Origin of the sequence: Pseudonocardia humida, from assembly GCF_023898865.1 — a bacterium.
Classification (GTDB): Bacteria; Actinomycetota; Actinomycetes; order Mycobacteriales; family Pseudonocardiaceae; genus Pseudonocardia; species Pseudonocardia humida.
The window spans coordinates 106,380-123,380 of record NZ_JAGSOV010000011.1; the positions used below are offsets into that span (position 1 = coordinate 106,380).

At 74.5% G+C, this 17,001-nt stretch carries 14 protein-coding genes; 4 read left to right on the forward strand and 10 right to left on the reverse strand.

Going from position 1 to position 17,001, the window contains the following annotated elements; translation table 11 throughout:
- Positions 1-151: 151 nt before the first annotated feature.
- Complete coding sequence (locus KDL28_RS05640; RefSeq protein WP_252436137.1) at positions 152-2,668, forward strand: HAD-IC family P-type ATPase; 2,517 nt, start codon at positions 152-154, stop codon at positions 2,666-2,668.
- A gap of 3 nt (positions 2,669-2,671) precedes the next feature.
- On the opposite strand, the gene KDL28_RS05645 is transcribed toward KDL28_RS05640, so the two are convergent.
- The gene (locus KDL28_RS05645; RefSeq protein WP_252436138.1) at positions 2,672-3,322 is read right to left on the reverse strand and encodes a 3-oxoacid CoA-transferase subunit B; all 651 of its coding nucleotides are present in this window, start codon (positions 3,320-3,322) and stop codon (positions 2,672-2,674) included.
- Positions 3,319-4,005 (reverse strand): CoA transferase subunit A, encoded by a 687-nt coding sequence (locus KDL28_RS05650; RefSeq protein ID WP_252436139.1) that lies wholly within the window; start codon positions 4,003-4,005, stop codon positions 3,319-3,321. Before KDL28_RS05650 ends, KDL28_RS05645 begins: the two co-directional genes overlap by 4 nt.
- 80 nt (positions 4,006-4,085) lie before the next feature.
- Here KDL28_RS05650 and KDL28_RS05655 point away from each other — a divergent pair, with 80 nt between their 5' ends.
- The 3 genes from KDL28_RS05655 to KDL28_RS05665 all read left to right on the forward strand — a co-directional run bounded on the left by KDL28_RS05655 (position 4,086) and on the right by KDL28_RS05665 (position 8,700).
- Positions 4,086-4,997: a LysR substrate-binding domain-containing protein gene (locus tag KDL28_RS05655; RefSeq protein WP_252436140.1), complete on the forward strand. Its 912-nt coding sequence runs from the start codon at positions 4,086-4,088 to the stop codon at positions 4,995-4,997.
- Positions 4,998-5,080: 83 nt separating this feature from the next.
- On the forward strand, positions 5,081-7,051 hold the full coding sequence (locus KDL28_RS05660) for an alkaline phosphatase D family protein (protein WP_252436141.1): 1,971 nt from the start codon (positions 5,081-5,083) through the stop codon (positions 7,049-7,051).
- A 50-nt stretch (positions 7,052-7,101) separates the two neighbouring features.
- Positions 7,102-8,700 carry a non-homologous end-joining DNA ligase LigD gene (locus KDL28_RS05665; protein WP_252436142.1) on the forward strand — a complete coding sequence of 533 codons (1,599 nt, stop codon included), beginning with the start codon at positions 7,102-7,104 and terminating at the stop codon, positions 8,698-8,700.
- A gap of 10 nt (positions 8,701-8,710) precedes the next feature.
- Here the strand turns inward: KDL28_RS05665 and KDL28_RS05670 are convergent, their stop codons facing one another.
- The 8 genes from KDL28_RS05670 to KDL28_RS05705 all read right to left on the reverse strand — a co-directional run bounded on the left by KDL28_RS05670 (position 8,711) and on the right by KDL28_RS05705 (position 16,925).
- The gene (locus tag KDL28_RS05670) at positions 8,711-10,300 is read right to left on the reverse strand and encodes an ABC transporter substrate-binding protein (protein WP_252436143.1); all 1,590 of its coding nucleotides are present in this window, start codon (positions 10,298-10,300) and stop codon (positions 8,711-8,713) included.
- Positions 10,297-11,241 carry an SDR family NAD(P)-dependent oxidoreductase gene (locus KDL28_RS05675; protein ID WP_252436144.1) on the reverse strand — a complete coding sequence of 315 codons (945 nt, stop codon included), beginning with the start codon at positions 11,239-11,241 and terminating at the stop codon, positions 10,297-10,299. The genes KDL28_RS05670 and KDL28_RS05675 overlap by 4 nt, the downstream gene beginning before the upstream one ends.
- A 20-nt stretch (positions 11,242-11,261) precedes the next feature.
- Positions 11,262-12,236, reverse strand: coding sequence for an ABC transporter permease (locus KDL28_RS05680; protein WP_252436145.1), 975 nt, complete (start codon positions 12,234-12,236; stop codon positions 11,262-11,264).
- A 24-nt stretch (positions 12,237-12,260) separates the two neighbouring features.
- Positions 12,261-13,220, reverse strand: coding sequence for an ABC transporter permease (locus KDL28_RS05685; RefSeq protein ID WP_252436146.1), 960 nt, complete (start codon positions 13,218-13,220; stop codon positions 12,261-12,263).
- Positions 13,217-14,224: an ABC transporter ATP-binding protein gene (locus tag KDL28_RS05690; protein ID WP_252436147.1), complete on the reverse strand. Its 1,008-nt coding sequence runs from the start codon at positions 14,222-14,224 to the stop codon at positions 13,217-13,219. The genes KDL28_RS05685 and KDL28_RS05690 overlap by 4 nt, the downstream gene beginning before the upstream one ends.
- Entirely contained in the window at positions 14,214-15,224 is a 1,011-nt protein-coding gene (locus KDL28_RS05695) for an ABC transporter ATP-binding protein (protein WP_252436148.1), read from the reverse strand. The genes KDL28_RS05690 and KDL28_RS05695 overlap by 11 nt, the downstream gene beginning before the upstream one ends.
- A gap of 109 nt (positions 15,225-15,333) precedes the next feature.
- Positions 15,334-16,374, reverse strand: a complete 1,041-nt coding sequence (locus KDL28_RS05700) for a hypothetical protein (protein WP_252436149.1) — start codon at positions 16,372-16,374, stop codon at positions 15,334-15,336.
- A complete protein-coding gene (locus tag KDL28_RS05705; RefSeq protein WP_252436150.1) occupies positions 16,371-16,925 on the reverse strand; it encodes a UGSC family (seleno)protein in 555 nt (184 codons plus the stop codon). The genes KDL28_RS05700 and KDL28_RS05705 overlap by 4 nt, the downstream gene beginning before the upstream one ends.
- Between the last annotated feature and the right edge of the window lie 76 nt (positions 16,926-17,001).

Genomic DNA, 17,001 nt, shown 5'->3' on the forward strand with positions numbered 1-17,001 from the left:
ACGGCGCCCGCGAGCCGATCGGTCGCCCCCGGCAGCGGGCTCGTCGCCGCGGTGGAAGGGTGGCGGCGCCCGGCGCTCGCGCGGATGCTCCAACCCCCTCCCTCGTGCGGCGCAACCCGTACGCCGAAGTGGCCCGACGACAGGAACACCGATGGCCGTCGACACCGACCGGCCCCCCGCCGCGGGCCTGACCAGCGCCGAGGCGCTCAGGCGCGCCCGCCGCGGCGAGTCGAACGCCGCCGTCGCCGGCACCTCGCGCAGCTACGCCACCATCCTGCGGACGAACGTCTTCTCGTTCTTCAACCTGGTGCTGTTCGTCATCGGCGTCGCCCTGCTGGGCCTGGGCCGCTACAGCGACGCGCTGATCAGCGTCGGCCTCGGCCTGATCAACGCGATGATCAGCGCGGTGCAGGAGATCCGGGCCAAGCGCAAGCTCGACCGGCTCCAGCTGCTCGACCGCGCGCCGGTGCTGGTCCTGCGCGACGGCGCCGAGGTCGAGCTGACTCCCGAGGAGGTCGTGCGCGGCGACGTCCTGCGGGTGCGGGCAGGCGACCAGGTCGTCGTCGACGGGCCGCTGCTCGACGCCGACGGCCGCGTCGAGACCGACGAGTCGCTGCTGACCGGCGAGTCCGAGCCGGTGGCCAAGGAGCCCGGCGACGACCTGCGCTCGGGCAGCCTGTGCGTGCGCGGCGCCGGGCACCAGCTGGCCCGCGACGTGGGGGCGCACAGCTACGCCGGGCGGCTCACCGCCGACGCCCGCCGGGCCAGCACCGACCGGACCCCGCTGCAGCGGCGCATCGAGTTCGTCGTCCGGCTGGTCATCGCGCTGGTCGTGCTGATGAGCGGGGCGATACTGGCGCAGGCCGCGCTGGAGGGCTTCACGCTGCTGCGCACGGTGCAGATCACCGCCGTGCTGTCCGGCCTGGTGCCCTACGGGCTGTTCTTCCTCATCGCCGTCGCCTACACCGCGGGCGCGGCCGCGATCGGCGCGCGCGGCGCGGTGGTGCAGCAGGTCAACGCGGTGGAGTCGGTCAGCAACGTCGACGTCGTGTGCACCGACAAGACCGGCACCCTCACCACCGGCCGGCTCACCCTCGACGAGGTGGTGCCGGTCGGCGGGTGGGACGCCGCCGCGGCCCGGGCCGCAGTCGGCGCGTTCGCGCACAGCGCGGGCACGCCCAACCTGACCTCGGCGGCCCTGGCCGACGCGCTGCCCGGCGCGCCGCTGACCGTGCGCGACGAGGTGCCGTTCGCGTCCGCGCTGCGCTGGTCCGGGGTGGTCGCCGCGGAGGGCACCTGGGTGCTCGGCGCCCCCGACGCGCTCGCCGCCCGGCTGTCGGGCCCCGAGCTGGCGGCCGTGGTGGCCGAGCGGACCGCGCGCGGCCTGCGGGTGCTCGTGCTGGCCCGCGCCGCCGGCGGCACCGCGCTGCGCGACGACGACGGCCGCCCGGAGCTGCCCCCGCTGGAGCCGGTCGCCGTCGTCGCGCTCGCCGACGAGCTGCGCCCCGAGGTCGTGGAGAGCATCGAGCGGTTCGGCGCCGAGGGGGTGCGGGTCCTGGTGCTCTCCGGCGACGACCCCGCCACGGTCGCCGCGCTGGCCCGACGCGCCGGGCTGGACGCGGGCGAACCGGTGGCCGGCGCCGACCTCGACGCACTCGACGACGCCGCCCTCGACCGCCTCGTCGCCCGCAGCACGGTCTTCGGCCGGGTCGCGCCCGAGCAGAAGGAGCGGATCGTGACCGCCCTGCGCCGCACCGGGGGCTACGTGGCGATGATCGGCGACGGCGTCAACGACGCCCGCGCGCTCAAGCGCGCCCACGTCGGGGTGGCGATGCGCAGCGGCAGCGCCGTCTGCCGCGACGTGGCCGACATCGTGCTGGTCGACGACTCGTTCGCGGCGCTGCTGCCGGCCCGCCGGGAGGGCAGGCGGATCATCAACGGCATCGCGGTGTCGATGCACGTGTTCCTGGCCCGGGTGGCCACCCAGGGCGTGGTGATCCTCGCGGTGACCATGCTCGGGCTGGGCTTCCCGTACTCCCCGACGCAGGTCGGGCTCACCCTGCTCACCGTGGGCGTCCCGACGCTGTTCCTGACGTTCTGGGCCCGCTCCGACGAGCCCGACCCCGATCTGCTGGGCGACCTCGCCCGGTTCGTCATCCCGGCCGCGCTGGTCACCGCCGCGTTCGGCACGGCCGTCTACGCCTTCCTCTACCAGCGCCTCTCGCAGGGCCTCAGCGACGACCGCACGCCTGCGGAGGTGATCGCGGAGTTCGAGAGCTACACGGGGCTGACCTACGGCGCCGACACCGACTTCACCGAAGCCGCGGCGACGATCGGCGCGCAGACCGGGTTGTCGACGTTCGTCGTGCTGGCCTCGTTCATCCTGATCCTGTTCCTGGTCCCGCCGACGCGGTTCTTCGCCGCGTGGACCCCGCCAACGGCCGACCGGCGCCCGACCGTCCTGGTCGCGGCGCTGCTCGTCGCCTTCGCCGCCGTGCTGTTCGTGCCCGCCCTGTCGGACTACTTCGGGCTGACCGGACCGGCGGCACCGGTGTTCACCGCGGTGCTGCCGGCGCTGGCGTCGTGGTTCGCCGTGCTCAGCGCCACCTACCGGTGGAAGGTGCTGGACCGGGTGCTGGGGCTGGGCGAGCTGCCGCGCCGGGGCTGAGGGTCAGACCGGCGCCCCCAGCTCGGCGGCGACCCGGAAGGGGGCGGCGGTGTGCTCGCGGACCCACTCCAGGGTGACGCCCTCGGCCAGGTCGACGAGCTCCAGTCCCCCGTCGTCGACGCGGAAGGTGGCCGCCTCGGTGACCACCACGTCGACGGGCCGGCGCGCGGTGAGCGGGAAGGTGCACTCCTCGACGATCTTCGCCGAGCCGTCCTTGGCGGTGTGCGTCGTCGCGATGACGACGGTGCGGGCCCCGACCAGCAGGTCCATCGCCCCGCCCACGCCCAGCACGGGCTTGCCCGGGATCGCCCAGTTCGCGATGCGGCCGCGGGCGTCGATCTGCAGGGCGCCCAGCACCGCGACCTCGACGTGCCCGCCGCGGATCATCCCGAACGACGCCGAGCTGGCGAAGTAGGAGGCGCCCGGCCGGGCGGTGACCGGCTGCTTGCCCGCGTGCACCAGGTCGGGGTCGACCTCCCCCGGTCCCGGGGTGGGTCCGACGCCGAGCAGCCCGTTCTCGGTCTGCAGGTGCGCGGCGTGCTCGGGCAGGTGGTCGGCGACCAGGGTCGGGATGCCGATGCCGAGGTTGACGACGGCGCCGTGCGGGATGTGCGGGACGACCCGGGCCGCGATGCGCTGCTGGACGTCGCTCATCGGGTGGCTCCGCTCAGCACCAGGGTGTCCACGAACAGGTGCGGGGTCACGATCTCCTCCGGGTCCAGCGCGCCGACCGGCACCACCTCGTCGACCTCGGCGATCACCAGGTCGGCCGCGGTGGCCATGTCCGGGTTGAAGTTGCGGGCTGTCTTGGCGTAGACGAGGTTGCCCAGCTCGTCGGCCTTGCGGGCGCGCACGAGCGCGACGTCGGCGCGCAGGCTCTCGTGGTAGATGTGCGGCTCGCCCCGGATGACCCGCTCCTCGCGGCCCTCGCCGAGCGCGGTGCCCCAGCCGGTGCGGGTGTAGAAGCCGCCGATGCCGGCGCCGCCCGCGCGGATCGCCTCGGACAGCGTGCCCTGCGCCAGCAGGTCGATCTCCAGGGTGCCGGCCTGGTAGGCCGCGACGACGTCGGGGTTGCTGGTGAAGTAGGAGCCCACGGCCTTGCGCACGCGGCCCTCCAGCAGCAGCCGGCCCAGGCCGCGGCCGGGCTCGCCGAGGTTGTTGCTGATGACGGTGAGGCCGGCGACCGACGTGTACCGCAGCAGGCCCTCGATCAGCGTGAGCGGGGCGCCGACCAGGCCGAAGCCGCCGACCATGAGCGTGGCGCCGTCGCGGACGGGCGCCAGCGCCTCGGCGACCTCGCGCACCAGCGGGCGGGTCGGGGTGACGGGAGCGGTCATGGTCCCAGCACAGCACCGCGCGACCGAGATGTCCAACATCTGTTCTGTTGCGACTCAGAGCTGTGCGATATGGATACCGCATGCGCTTCCGCAGGCTCACCTACTTCGTCGCGGTCGCCGAGGAGCTGAGCTTCACCCGGGCCGCGGCCCGGCTGCACATGGCCCAGCCGCCGCTCAGCCAGCAGATCGCGCAGCTGGAGAAGGACCTCGGCGCCGTCCTGTTCGACCGCTCGCAGCGGGCGATCCGGCTCACCGCGGCCGGTGCCGCGCTGCTGCCCGAGGCCCGCAGGCTGCTCGCCGACCTCGACGACACCGCCCGGATGGTCCGCCGGATCGGCGAGGGCGCGACCGGCAGGCTGGCGATCGGGTTCGTCCCGTCCGCGGTCAACAGCGTGCTACCCGACCTGCTGCGCCGGTTCCGGGAGCGCCACCCCGACGTGGAGCTGGCGCTGCGGGAGATGCCGCCCGACCCGCTGCTGCGCGCGGTGGACGAGCGCCGCGTCGACCTCGGCGTGCTCTACCTCCCGGTCGCCGACGCCGCGCTGGCCCGGCGCCGGCTGGCCGACGAGTCGCTGCTGCTGGCGCTGCCCGAGGGGCACCCGGCGGCGCGCGCGCAGGCCGTCGACCTGCTCGACGTGCGCGACGAGCCGTTCATCCTCCCCGAGCAGCACGACCTGCCCAGCATCCACGCCGCCGTCACCGCCACCTTCGCCGACGCCGGCCTGGCCCCCCGGGTGGCCCAGCGCGGGGTGTGGCTGTTCCAGACCGTGCTCGGCCTGGTCGCCGCCGGGCTGGGCCTGGCGGTCGTGCCGTCGTCGGTGGGGGCGCTGGGCCGGCACGGGGTGGTGCTGCGCCCCATCCGCGGCGCGCACCGCACCGTGCGGCTCGCCGCGTTCTGGCGTCCCGACCACGACTCCGCCCCGCTGGCCGGGCTGCTCGCCGTGCTCGGGGACGACGCGAGCGGCGACGGCGGTTCCCGCGCGGACGGGTGAACCGGCTGGGCCGGGTATCCGCCCGGCCCGGGCGGCGGTCCTACGCCCGTACCGATGCCGCACGGCTCACGGAGGTGTCCGCCATGGTGGGGACGACGAGGACCGGTGCGCCGCCGCGGCGCACGACTCCCGGCGGGACTCCGCTGAGGACGCGGTTCCAGCGCTGGCTCTTCCGCTACGGCCAAGCCGCGCTGGACAGCGGTCACCTCGTGGCGCCCGGGGCGTTCCTGCGCAGCCTGCGCGCACCCGTCGAGCCCGTCGACGACCTGCGCCCGGGGGTGCTGGTCGTGCAGAAGGACGCGTTCCCGGACGGCGCGGACCTGTGGATCGGGTGCTACCTGCACGACCTCCCGCAGGACTCGACCGTGGCCGAGATCGTCCTGACCACGGTGGACGGGGGTGCGGTGGTCTGGAGCGGGTCGGTCGAGCTGCGGTGGTTCGGCATCGAGGCCGAGCGCGAGACCACCGGGCGGCCGTTCGGCAACCGGTTCTTCCACGCCCACTGCGAGGTCCGCGACGGGCTCGAACCCGATCGCCGGTACCGGGCCTCGGTCGAGGTGCGGGACGCGCCGCACACGGCGACGTGCCTGGTCCGCACCCTGCCCACCGCCCTGGCCCCCGGTCGCGAGCTGACGGTGTTCGCGGCCTCCTGCTACGACGTCGACACCGATCGCGCCGACGAGTTCGCGTCGGGCTACGCGCGGGTGTTCGGGGAGGGACCCGGGCCCGACCTGACGTGGCTGTGCGGGGACGCGGTCTACCTCGACGCACCCTGGTGGCACTACGGCACCCTCGCCCGGCACACCCCCCGCACCTACTACCTGCAGGAGTACTGGACCACCTGGGGCGGCCAGGGGCGCCCCGGCCTGCGCCCGCTGCTGGCCGCGGGCCCCACCTGGTTCCTGCCCGACGACCACGAGTTCTGGAACAACTGGCCGCACCGGTCGGTCACCGCGCACCACTCGTGGGCGCACATCGGCCGGACGGCGGTCAACGCGGCCAAGCGCAACGCCCCCGGCGCGAGCGACGAGGGCGAAGCCGCCCGGCCGCTCGACCCGCAGCGGGCGCCCACCGACACCTCGCACCAGAACCTGCTGCCGGTGCACCCCGACGAGTGGGACGACTGGAGCCGCGGGGCGTTCGACCTGTTCGGTTCGTTCCAGACCCGCACCGAGCGCGACCGCGCGACGGGGCGGATCACCCTGGGCGAGCGCCCGGACCCCGAGCGCCCCCCGACCGCGACCGTGCCGCCGCACGGCGCGCACGCTCCGCTGAACCGCGTCGTGCAGCACATCCGCCTCGACCCGGTGCAGGTCGTGCTGCTCGACACCCGCACCCGTCGCGTGCGCAAGCACGACGAGCCCGGCTGGTCCGCCTTCGTCGACGAACCCGAACTCGATCGCGTGCTGCAGGTGGCCGCGGCGGCGGAGGTGTTCGTCCTGGTCATGGCGCAGCCGGCGCTGAAGCGGCCCGCCCACCTGCACCGCGGGCTCGCCGACCGGCTCGGCCTCGTCCCCGACCGGGGCATCGAGGACTACGGCCACCAGTACCACCGGCTGTGGAGCGAGCTGCTGCGCGGGCGGATGGGGCGCCCGACCATCACCGTCGGCGGGGACATCCACCGCAGCTACGTCGGCTTCGCCGAGACCGAGTCCCTGCTGGAGGTGGTGGCCTCACCCATGTCGCTCGTCCACGGCCTGGGGGTGTTCGACCGGGTGGTCGGCCTCTGGCGCTCGATCGGCGGCACCGACGACTACGAGCCCGGCGCGCCCCTGGTCGCCATGGCCGACCTCCTCACCCCACCGGACGGCGACGCCCCGGACCGGTCGGACGTCGCCAGGTGCCTCGCCTCGCTGCCCGACCGGTGCCCGGGCTTCTCCACCCTGCGGTTCGCGCGACCGGAGGCCGAGCCGGACGTGATCCGGCTCGACGTCACGCTGCACCCGCGCAACGCCCACCAGGCCGACCGGACCCGGACCGAGCGGTTCGCCCTGCGCCTCGGCGCGGAAGGGGTCCCGTCGATCGAACGCCTCACCCGGCAGGAGGCGCCCTGACGACCGGCCGGGCCGCGCACGATCCGCGGTCGAGCGGGTACTCCCCCGCCATGAGCAGCGGCGGAGCGGTGCGGGAGCGGCTGGCCCCGTACCGGACCAAGCGCGACTTCGACGTCACCCCGGAGCCGGCGGGCGGCGAGCCGCCCCCGCCGGGGCGCCGGTTCGTCGTGCAGCGCCACCGCGCCCGCCGCCTGCACTACGACCTGCGCCTCGAGCTCGACGGCGTGCTGGTCAGCTGGGCGGTGCCGCGCGGCCCGACGCTGGACCCGAAGGCCCGCCAGCTCGCCGTGCACGTCGAGGACCACCCGCTGGAGTACATCGACTTCGAGGGCGTCATCCCGCGCGGCGAGTACGGCGGCGGAGACGTGATCGTCTGGGACACCGGCAGCTGGGAGCCGTCCGGCACCGACGACCCCGCCGCCGCCGTCGCCCGCGGCGAGCTGCACTTCGACCTGCGCGGCGACAAGCTCGCCGGCCGGTTCGTGCTGGTCCGCCGCGGCCGCGACGGCGAGAAGGACTGGCTGCTCCTGCACAAGGACGACGACGCCGCCGAACCCGGCTGGGACCCCGAGGAGCACCCGCGCTCGGTGCTCAGCGGCCGCACCAACGACGAGGTCGCCGCGGCGCCCGACGCCCTCTGGCAGAGCGGGGTGCCCGCGGCCGAGGCGTCCGTCCGGCTGGGTCGCGAGCCCACCGCCGCCTGGGCGGCGTCCGAAGAGGAGTTGGCGGCGCTCGACGAACTCGGCCGCGGCGGCCGCTGGACCGTGCGCGGCCGCGACCTCAAGCTCACCAACCTCGGCAAGCCGCTGTTCCCCGGCCGCGACGGCGAGCCGCCGGTGACCAAGGGCGAGCTCGTCCGCTACTACGCCGCCATCGCCCCGCACATGCTGCCCTACCTCGTGGGCAGGCCGGTGAACATGCACCGCTACCCCGACGGCGTCGGCCGGCCCGGGTTCTGGCAGAAGGAGGTCCCCGACCACGCGCCCCAGTGGCTGCCGCGCTGGCACAACGACGCCGCCGACCCGGGCGAGACGGAGTGCTACGCGGTCCCCGACGGGGTCGCGGCACTGGTCTGGCTGGCCAACTTCGGCGCGCTCGAACTGCACCCGTGGACCTCCGCGCTGCCCGACGTGCGGCGGCCCACCTGGGCGCTGATCGACATCGACCCGGGTACCGACAGCGACTTCGCCGACGTGCTGGTGCTCGCCCGGCTGTACCGCACGGCGCTGCAGCACCTCGGGGTGGCCGCGGCGCCCAAGGTCACCGGGCAGCGCGGGGTGCAGATCTGGGTGCCGGTGCGCCCCGGCTACACGTTCGCCGAGACCCGGACCTGGGTGGAGAAGGTGTCGCGGGCGATCGGGCAGACCGTGCCCGACCTGGTCAGCTGGGAGTGGCAGCGCGAGCGGCGACGCGGCCGGGCCCGGTTGGACTACACCCAGAACGCGATCAACAAGACCCTCGTGGCCCCGTTCAGCGTCCGTCCCGCCCCCGGCGCCCCGGTGTCGGTGCCGATCACCTGGGAGGAGCTGGACGACCCCGACCTGCGCCCCGACCGCTGGACGCTGCGCACCGCCCTCGACCGCGTCCGCGAGGCGGGCGACCCGCTGGCCCCCCTGGTCGGGCAACCCCAAGAGCTCCCCCCGCTCTAGCCCCCACCCGTCAGTCCTCGGAGAGCCAGAGGTCGGCCAGGCGCTTGCCCTGGTAGATCGGGCTGGGCCAGAGGTCGTGCACGCGGTCGTTCTGGATCGAGTAGTCGAACTTCTGGATCGGGTACTCGGCCTGGCGGATCACCGTCTCCATCCGCTCCTGCATGCGGCGGAAGACGTCGTCGCGCGCGGCGGGGTCCAGCGCCGCCCGCGACTCGGCCAGCATGGCCTCCAGCTCCGGGTCGTCGATCAGCGCGTAGTTCTCGATCGACTCCTTCTGGAAGTCGCGCCAGACCTGGTCGGGCAGGTGCACCCCGCGCAGCGCCTTGGCCATCGGGAACTGGTGGTCGCGGCGGCGGGCGATGCCGGTGCCCGGGTCGACCACCTCGATCTCCATCTGGATGCCCACCTCGGCCAGGTCGGCCTGCATCCACTGGGCCTCGCGCACGTCCTCGTCGTCGACGCGCTGGACCACCAGGCTCGTGGCGAAGCCGGTGGGCAGGCCGGCCTGCGCGAGCAGCGCCCTGGCCCCCTCCGGGTCGAACGGGCGCAGCTCCCGCACCCGGTCCGGGGTGAGCGCCGCGGAGCTGGTGTCCGGGCGCAGCAGCGAGGTCAGGTTGAAGTTGCCCCGGATGTTCTCGCCCATGCCCTGCCAGTCGATGGCCTGCATGACGGCCTGGCGCACCCGCGGGTCGTCGAAGGGCTCCACGGTGGGGTTCATGTAGAAGCTGATCGGCGCGCCCGGGGTCTCCTCGACGACGAACCCGCCGGCCCTGGCCAGTTCGTCGGCCACGTTGACGTCGCTGGTGGTGCCCACGTCGAGGCGGCCGCTGCGCAGCGCCGCGGTGACCGCCGCGGTATCGGTCATGATCGGGCGGCGGATCTCGTCGACGTAGGGGCGGTCCGGGACGTGGTAGTCGGGGTTCTTGCGCAGCACCCACTCCACGTTCGGGGTGTGCTCGGCCAGGATGAACGGCCCGGTCCCGATGGCCGTCGTGGCCAGGTCGAACTGCCCCTCGATCCCCTCCCTGGGCAGGATCATGTTGAAGTGGTAGGCCAGGTACTCCAGCAGCGGGGCGTAGGGCTGGCTGAGCCGGAACACCGCGGTGTGCGCGTCGGGCGCCTCGATCGAGGTGACCGGCTGGACCATCCACTGGTGCACGCGGGTGGCCTGCTTGAGCGCGGTGAACGTGGCGACCACGTCGTCGGCGACGAACGGGCGCCCGTCGACCGGCGCGATGTCCTGCCACCTGACGTCCTTGCGCAGGTTGAACGTGTAGGTGAGGCCGTCCGGGCTGATCTCCCAGGACTCGGCCAGGTCCGGCACGACCTCCAGGCCCCGCACGTCGGGCCCGGTCCTGAACTCGACGAGCTTGCCGTAGACCGAGCCCGAGATCAGCGTCATCGCGGTGGGGTCGCTGGACACCAGCGGGTTGAGCCCGTTGGTGATCTCCGCGGGCAGCTGCATCACCAGGGTCCCGCCGGGTCGCGGGGGCCCGGCGTCGGCGGCCGGGGCGCTGCGGTCCCCGCCGCCACCGCCGCCGCAGGCGGACAGCGCCAGCACGGCGGCGAGGGCGGCACCCAGCAGCGCGCGTCGCTTCACGGCATCTCCCGGTTCACGTCGGTGTCGAGGTCCCCGGTCACGTCGAGCGGGATCAGCGGGGCGGGGCCGACGAGGTCGGCGCCGGGCGCGGGGTGGTAGGCGAAGTTCTTGGCCCGCGCGCCGCCGTCGACGACGAAGTCGCAGCCGGTGACGAGGCGGGCGTAGTCCGAGCACAGCCAGGCGACCATGTGCCCCAGGTCGGTCGGGGTGCCGGTGGTGCCCATCGGCACCATCGGCGGTCGCTCGCCAGTCCAGCGCGACGGCCGTCGCCACTCCTCGTCGCCGGTGGCGCCGCCGATGCCGGCCTTGCGCGGGCGCTCCAGCACCCCGCCGGGGCCCTGCGCGGCGATGAGGTCGGGGTTGTCCGGCGTGGGCGCGGTGGGCGTGACGGTGTTGACCCGGATGCCGTAGGGCGCCAGGTCCATCGCCGCGGCCCGGACGAAGTTGTTCACCCCGCCCTTGTGGAACGCGTAGGCGATCACCCCGGCCGAGCCCGACCAGCCGTTGGACGAGGAGATCGCCACGACCGAGCCGCGGATGCCGCGCTCGGCCATGTGCCGCCCGACGTGCTTGGTGAACAGGAAGTTGCCCATCGCCGCCACCTCGACGGCCCGCTTGAAGAACTCGGTGCTCTCGTCGAGCACGCCACGCCCGCCCAGCACGGCCGCGTTGTTGACCAGGATGTCGATCTTCCCGAACCGGTCGACCGTGCGGGTGATGGCCGCGAGGACCTGCTCCTCGTCGGTGACGTCGCCGGGCACCGCGACGGCGGTGCCGCCGTTGCGCTCGATGCGCTCCACCGACGCCTTCGCGGCCCCGGCGTCGATGTCGTTGCAGGCCACGGACGCCCCGTAGCGGGCGAGCGCCAACGAGATGCCGCTGCCGATGTTCGGGCCCGCCCCGGTGACCAGGGCGACCCTGCCCTCCAGTGAGATCTCCACGCTGCTCCTGTCTCGATCGGTCATCGGGAGTCCGGCTCGTCCTCCGCGGCCTTCGCGAGGCTCGGTGCGAGCCCGGTCGGGATGCGCTTGCGGCCCCACACGCGCCCGGACGCCTCGCCGACGGGGCGCTGCAGGCGGGGGTCGAGGTGGTCGCGCAGCGCGTCGCCGAGCAGGTTGAAGCTGAACACCGCCAGCGACAGCAGCACCGACGGCACGATGATCAGCCAGGGGGCGCGGGTCACGTAGCGCACGCCCTCGGACAGCATCAGCCCCCAGGACGGCGTGGGCGGCGGTGCGCCGATGCCCAGGAAGCTCAGCGCCGACTCGGCGATGATCACCCCGGCGAAGATCAGGCTGCCCAGCGTGAGCACCGGGGCGAACAGGTTGGGCAGCACGTGCCGGGCCATGATCCGGGGCAGCCCCGCCCCGGTCGCCCTGGCCGCCTCGACGTAGGGCTCCTGGCGGATGCGCAGGGTCTCGGCCCTGGCGATCCGGTTGAACGACGGGGTGATCACCACGGTCAGCGCGATCACCGTGTTGCGCGCCGACGGGCCCAGGATGACCGCGATGAACAGCAGCAGCACGATGCCGGGGACGGCCTGCACCGCGTCCATCACGCGCTGGACCACCACGTCGACGCCGCGGCCGAGGTAGCCGGACACGACGCCGATCGCGGTGCCCAGGACGAGGCTGACGGCCGTGGTCGAGACCCCGATCAGCAGCGAGGTCCGGGCGCCGTAGAGGGTGCGGCTGAGCACGTCGCGGCCCAGGTCGTCGGTGCCCAGCAGGAACTGCGCGGAGGGCTCGGCGAGGATGTCGCGGCGGAACTGCTCCAGCGGGTCGTGCGGGGCCAGCACCGGCGCCAGGACCGCGGCCAGCACGAACACGGTGATCAGCAGCAGCGCGGTCGCGCCCAGCGGCTGGGCCCGGACGAAGGCCCGCAGGCCGGTCGGGGCGGTCCTGCCGACCGCCGAGGTGGGGACCGTGGTGGTCATGACGGTGCCTTCATGACGGTGCCTTCATGACAGGGCCTTCCCGGTCCGGATGCGCGGGTCGACCAGCGCGTACAGCAGGTCGAGGACGATGATCGTGAGCACGAACAGGCCGGCGTAGAAGATCGTGCAGGCCACCACCACGGGGTAGTCGCGGTCGAGGACGGCCTGGTAGATCAGCTGTCCGGTGCCCGGGATGGCGAACATCTGCTCGAGGATCACGGTGCCGCCCAGCACCGTGGCCAGCTCCAGGCCGAGCAGCGTGAGCACCGCGGTGGTGGAGTTGCGCAGGGCGTGCTTGAGCACCACCGTCCGCTGCCGGGCGCCCTTGGCGCGGACGGTGCGGATGTAGTCCGAGCCCAGCGACTCCAGCATCGACGAGCGGGTCATCCGGGCGATCGCGGCCATGCCGCCGGTGCCCAGCGCCAGCACCGGGATCGCGATCTGCTGCAGCCAGCCGGTGACGTCCTCGCCGGGTCCGGTGTAGACGATGGGCGGCGACCAGGCGAACCAGATCGCCAGCCCGGTGAGCAGCAGCAGCGCGACGACGAAGTTGGGCACCGACAGGAACGCCACCGCGAACAGCCGCACCCCGCCGTCGACGAGCGAGCCGCGGGTCAGCGCCGCGACCACGCCGAACGCCACACCCAGCAGCGCGCCGATGACCATCGCGAGCAACCCGAGCTGCACGGTCACCGGGACGCGCTCCAGGAAGAGCTCGGTGACCGGGGCGCCGCTGTAGAAGGAGGTACCCAGGTCGCCGCGCGCGGCGTCGCCGAGCCACAGCCACAGTTGCGTCCACACCGGCGCGTCCAGGCCGAAGTCGGCGCGCAGCGCATCGGCCTCGGCGGCGCTGACCCCGGTGTCCTGCAGCTGCAGGCTCACCGCGTCGCCCGGCACCAGCCGCATGATCACGAACACGAACACGGTGACCAGCAGCATCACCACGGCGCCGTACCCGAGCCTGCGCAGCACGTAGAGGGTCACCGGTCGACCTCCAGCAGGTGGCAGGCCGCGGTCCGACCCGGCGCTACCGGGTGCACCACCGGTTCGTCGGTGGAGCAGCGGTCGAAGGCGCGCGGGCAGCGCGGGTGGAACCGGCAGCCCGACGGCGGCCGGCTGGGGCTGGGCGCCTCCCCGCGCGGGGCCGGGCGCGCCCGCCCGGTGTTCGCCGGGTCGAACTCCGGCACGGCCGAGACCAGCATCTCGCTGTAGGGGTGGCGCGGGTCGGCGAACAGGGCGTCGCCGTCGCCGCGCTCCACGATCCGCCCCAGGTACATGACGCAGACCTCGTCGGACATGTAGCGCACGACGTTCAGGTCGTGGGCGATGAACAGGTAGGACAGTCCCAGCTCGGCCTGCAGCCGCTTGAGCAGGTTCAGCACCTGCGCCTGCACCGAGACGTCCAGCGCGGACACCGCCTCGTCGCAGACGATGAGGTCGGGGTCGGTGGCCAGCGCGCGGGCGATGCCGATGCGCTGGGCCTGCCCGCCGGAGAACTGGTGGGCGAACTTGGTCAGGTCCTTCGCGCTCAGCCCGACCCGCTCCAGCAGCTCGACTACCCGGTCGCGGCGGGCCCGGCCGCGGGCCAGCCCGTGCACCGACAGCGGCTCGCCCACGGCGTCGAGCACCCGCATGCGCGGGTTGAGCGAGCCGAACGGGTCCTGGAAGACGATCTGCATCCGGCGCCGCAGCGCCCGCAGCTCGCCGCGCCCGGCGCCGCGCAGGTCGACGCCGTCGAAGCTCAGCTCGCCCGACGTCGGCTCCAGCAGCCGCAGCGCGAGCCGGGCCACCGTCGACTTGCCCGAGCCGGACTCGCCGACCAGCCCGACCGTGCGCCCGCGCGGGATCGTGAACGAGACGCCGTCGACCGCGCGCACCGTGCTGCCCCGCGACCGGAAGTGCTTGACCAGGTCGCGGGCCTCGAACAGCGGGGCGGGATCGGTGACGGCCACCGCCCCCGCCGCGCCGGCTCCCGGCTCAGCCGACACCGCGCACCCCCGCCACGGTCGACCCCGCGGTCCCGGCGGCGTGCAGCCAGCAGCGGCTGGCCCGACCCGGCCCGATGTCGTGCAGCGGCGGCTCGGTCGCGCACCGGTCGTGCACCCGCGGGCAGCGCGGGTGGAACCGGCAGCCCGACGGCATGTCCGAGGCGTGCGGGACGCTGCCGGCGATGGCGGGCATCGGTACGTCGCGCGGGGTGGCGGGCGTCGGGATGGAGTCGATCAGCGCCCGGGTGTACGGGTTGCCGGGCGCGCCCAGCACCTCGGCCACCGACCCGTGCTCGACGACCCGTCCCGCGTACATGACCAGCACCCGGTCGGCCAGCTCGGAGACCACCCCCATGTCGTGGGTGATGAACAGCAGCGCGGTGCCGTGGTCGCGCTGCACGCGGCGCAGCAGGTCGAGGATCTGCGCCTCGACCGTGACGTCCAGCGCCGTGGTGGGCTCGTCGCAGATCAGCAGGGCGGGCTCGCAGGCCAGCCCGATGGCGATCATCACCCGCTGCTGCTGGCCGCCGGACAGCTCGTGCGGGTAGGAGCGCACCCGCCGCTCGGGGTCGGGCAGCCCGACCTCGCGCAGCAGCTCGACCGCGCGCGCCTTCGCCGTCCTCCGCGGCGTCCGGCGGTGCTCCCGCAGCGCCTCGGCGACCTGGTCGCCCACGGTGAACAGCGGGTCCAGCGAGCTCATCGGGTTCTGGAAGATCATCGCGATGTCGGCGCCGCGCAGCCGGCGCAGCCGGTCGGGGGCGGCGCCGACGAGCTCCTCGCCGCGGAAGCGGACCGAGCCGCCCGCGACCCGGCCCGCCCCGAGCAGGCCCAGCACGGCCAGCGCGGACACGCTCTTGCCGGAGCCGGACTCGCCGACCACCGCGACGGTCTCCCCGGGCGAGACGCTGAAGGACACGCCGGACACGGCGTCGATCGGGCCGGCCGGGGTCGGGAACCTGACCTGCAGGTCGTCGACCTCGAGCAGCGGGGGGCTCGGCACCGTCGGGACTCCGTTCGTCGGCTGTGACGTGGTGGGGCGACGTGGTGGGGCGACGTGGTGGGGCGACGTGGTGGGGCGACGTGGTGGGGCGACGCGGCTGGGCGGGGTGTCAGCGCAGCTGGACCGGGTGCGCGGTGCGCGACCACCCGGTGAACCCGAACGGCCGGACGAGCATCGACATGGCCGCGTTGCGGGCGCCGGCGACGACGATCGGGATCTGCTCGGGGGCGGGCAGCAGGTGCACCGGCTCGTCGGGGTCGGCGTCGGGGCCGCTCTCGTCCTTGCCCGCCCGGTCCAGGTCGGCGCGGGTGCGCACGGCGTGGTCGTAGAGCCACTGCTGCACGTCGGCCTTGGTGAAGCCCGCGGCGGCCAGGTGCTGGGCGTGCTCGACGCCCAGCACGAGCCCCGCCGAGGAGCGGTGCCCGATCGCCGCGCCGGTGCGGGCGGCGGTGTCGGCGATGTCCCACAGCAGCCGCTCGGGGTCGTCGGTGTGCCGGTTGTCGATGAACTCGCAGGTCCGCAGGAGCAGCGCGGACACCGCGTCGGAGCCGGGCGGGAGCCCCAGCTCGACGGCCAGCGGCTCCCAGGGGCTCTCCTCCTCGTTCTCGCCGATGCACAGCGTGAACCGCCCGGGCACGCCCTGGGTCGCCTGCTCCAGCTCGTGCGGGCGCACGCCGAACGCGTTGCGCACCACCAGGCCGACGGCGCGGGCGATGGTCGCGTTCGCCCGGAAGCCCGGACCGAGCACGCCGCCGGCGGAGTTGATGCCCAGCGCCGTGCGCACCGGGCCGTTCACGACGATCAGCGGGGCCGGCCCGCTGGTGGACTGCCACGCGCCGCCGGTGACGACCCGCTGGGCCATCAGCGCGTCCCACGCGGCCAGCACGACGGGCAGGTGCTCCGGGCGGCAGCCGGCCATCGCGGCGTTCACCGCGACCAGCTCGACGGTGGCCTCCCGGCCGAGGTTCGGCATCCGCGCGACGACCTCGTCGCGCGCCCGTGGCGTCGCGGCCAGGAACTCCTCCAGCACGGACGCGGTGACGGGCACGACGGGCAGCCCGTCGGTCCACCCCCGCGCGTACGCGTGCTCGGCCGCCGCGCGCGCGTGGTCGAGGAGGACGGCGTCGTCGGTGGTCGTGCCCGCGCTCACCCGGCCACCGCCCGCTCCGGGACCGCGGACGCCCCCGTGAGCAGGCCGACCAGCCGGGGCAGCACGGCGACGGCCCGCTCGCGCACGCCGTCGGCGTCCAGCGGGGCCACCGGGTGCGGGGTGAGGGCGAACTCGTAGCCGGGGCTGTCGCGCAGACCGGCCATGGCCTCGGCGGTGACCCGGAAGGCGTCGGAGCAGATGACCGCGGCGGGCACCCCGGCGGCCTCGAAGGCGATCCCGTCGGCGACGGCGGACGCGCTGCAGGAGCCGCAGTCGCCGACCCCGATCACGACGACGTCGCAGAGCTCGACCATCTCGGCCAGCGTCGCGGCCGGGACCGGGTCGACGATGCTCGCCTTCGTGCGCCGCACCACGCCCGCCGTGGCGTGCTCGCCGGCCAGCAGCTCGCCCACCGCCTCCAGGAAGGCCTCGGCGTTGCGCTTGGTGTTCGCCAGCAGCCCGACCGTGAGCCCGTCGAGCCGGTCGGGACGCGCGGCGCGCGGCGCCCCGTCGGTGGCGGACGCGGCCCACCCCCCGGTGGGATCGATCATCGATTCGAACATCTCGGGCTTCCCCTCGCGGCGCGGAACGGCTCCGGATGACGGAGTGGAACGTCGAGAACGTACG

What these genes read in the sequence shown, in the direction of transcription:
- KDL28_RS05645 (WP_252436138.1), bottom strand. Translation starts at nt 3,322, where the DNA reads ATGAGCGACGTCCAGCAGCGCATCGCGGCCCGGGTCGTCCCGCACATC.
- KDL28_RS05650 (WP_252436139.1), bottom strand. Translation starts at nt 4,005, where the DNA reads ATGACCGCTCCCGTCACCCCGACCCGCCCGCTGGTGCGCGAGGTCGCC.
- KDL28_RS05705 (WP_252436150.1), bottom strand. Translation starts at nt 16,925, where the DNA reads ATGATCGATCCCACCGGGGGGTGGGCCGCGTCCGCCACCGACGGGGCG.
- KDL28_RS05655 (WP_252436140.1), top strand. Translation starts at nt 4,086, where the DNA reads ATGCGCTTCCGCAGGCTCACCTACTTCGTCGCGGTCGCCGAGGAGCTG.
- KDL28_RS05640 (WP_252436137.1), top strand. Translation starts at nt 152, where the DNA reads ATGGCCGTCGACACCGACCGGCCCCCCGCCGCGGGCCTGACCAGCGCC.
- KDL28_RS05665 (WP_252436142.1), top strand. Translation starts at nt 7,102, where the DNA reads ATGAGCAGCGGCGGAGCGGTGCGGGAGCGGCTGGCCCCGTACCGGACC.
- KDL28_RS05680 (WP_252436145.1), bottom strand. Translation starts at nt 12,236, where the DNA reads ATGACCACCACGGTCCCCACCTCGGCGGTCGGCAGGACCGCCCCGACC.
- KDL28_RS05660 (WP_252436141.1), top strand. Translation starts at nt 5,081, where the DNA reads ATGGTGGGGACGACGAGGACCGGTGCGCCGCCGCGGCGCACGACTCCC.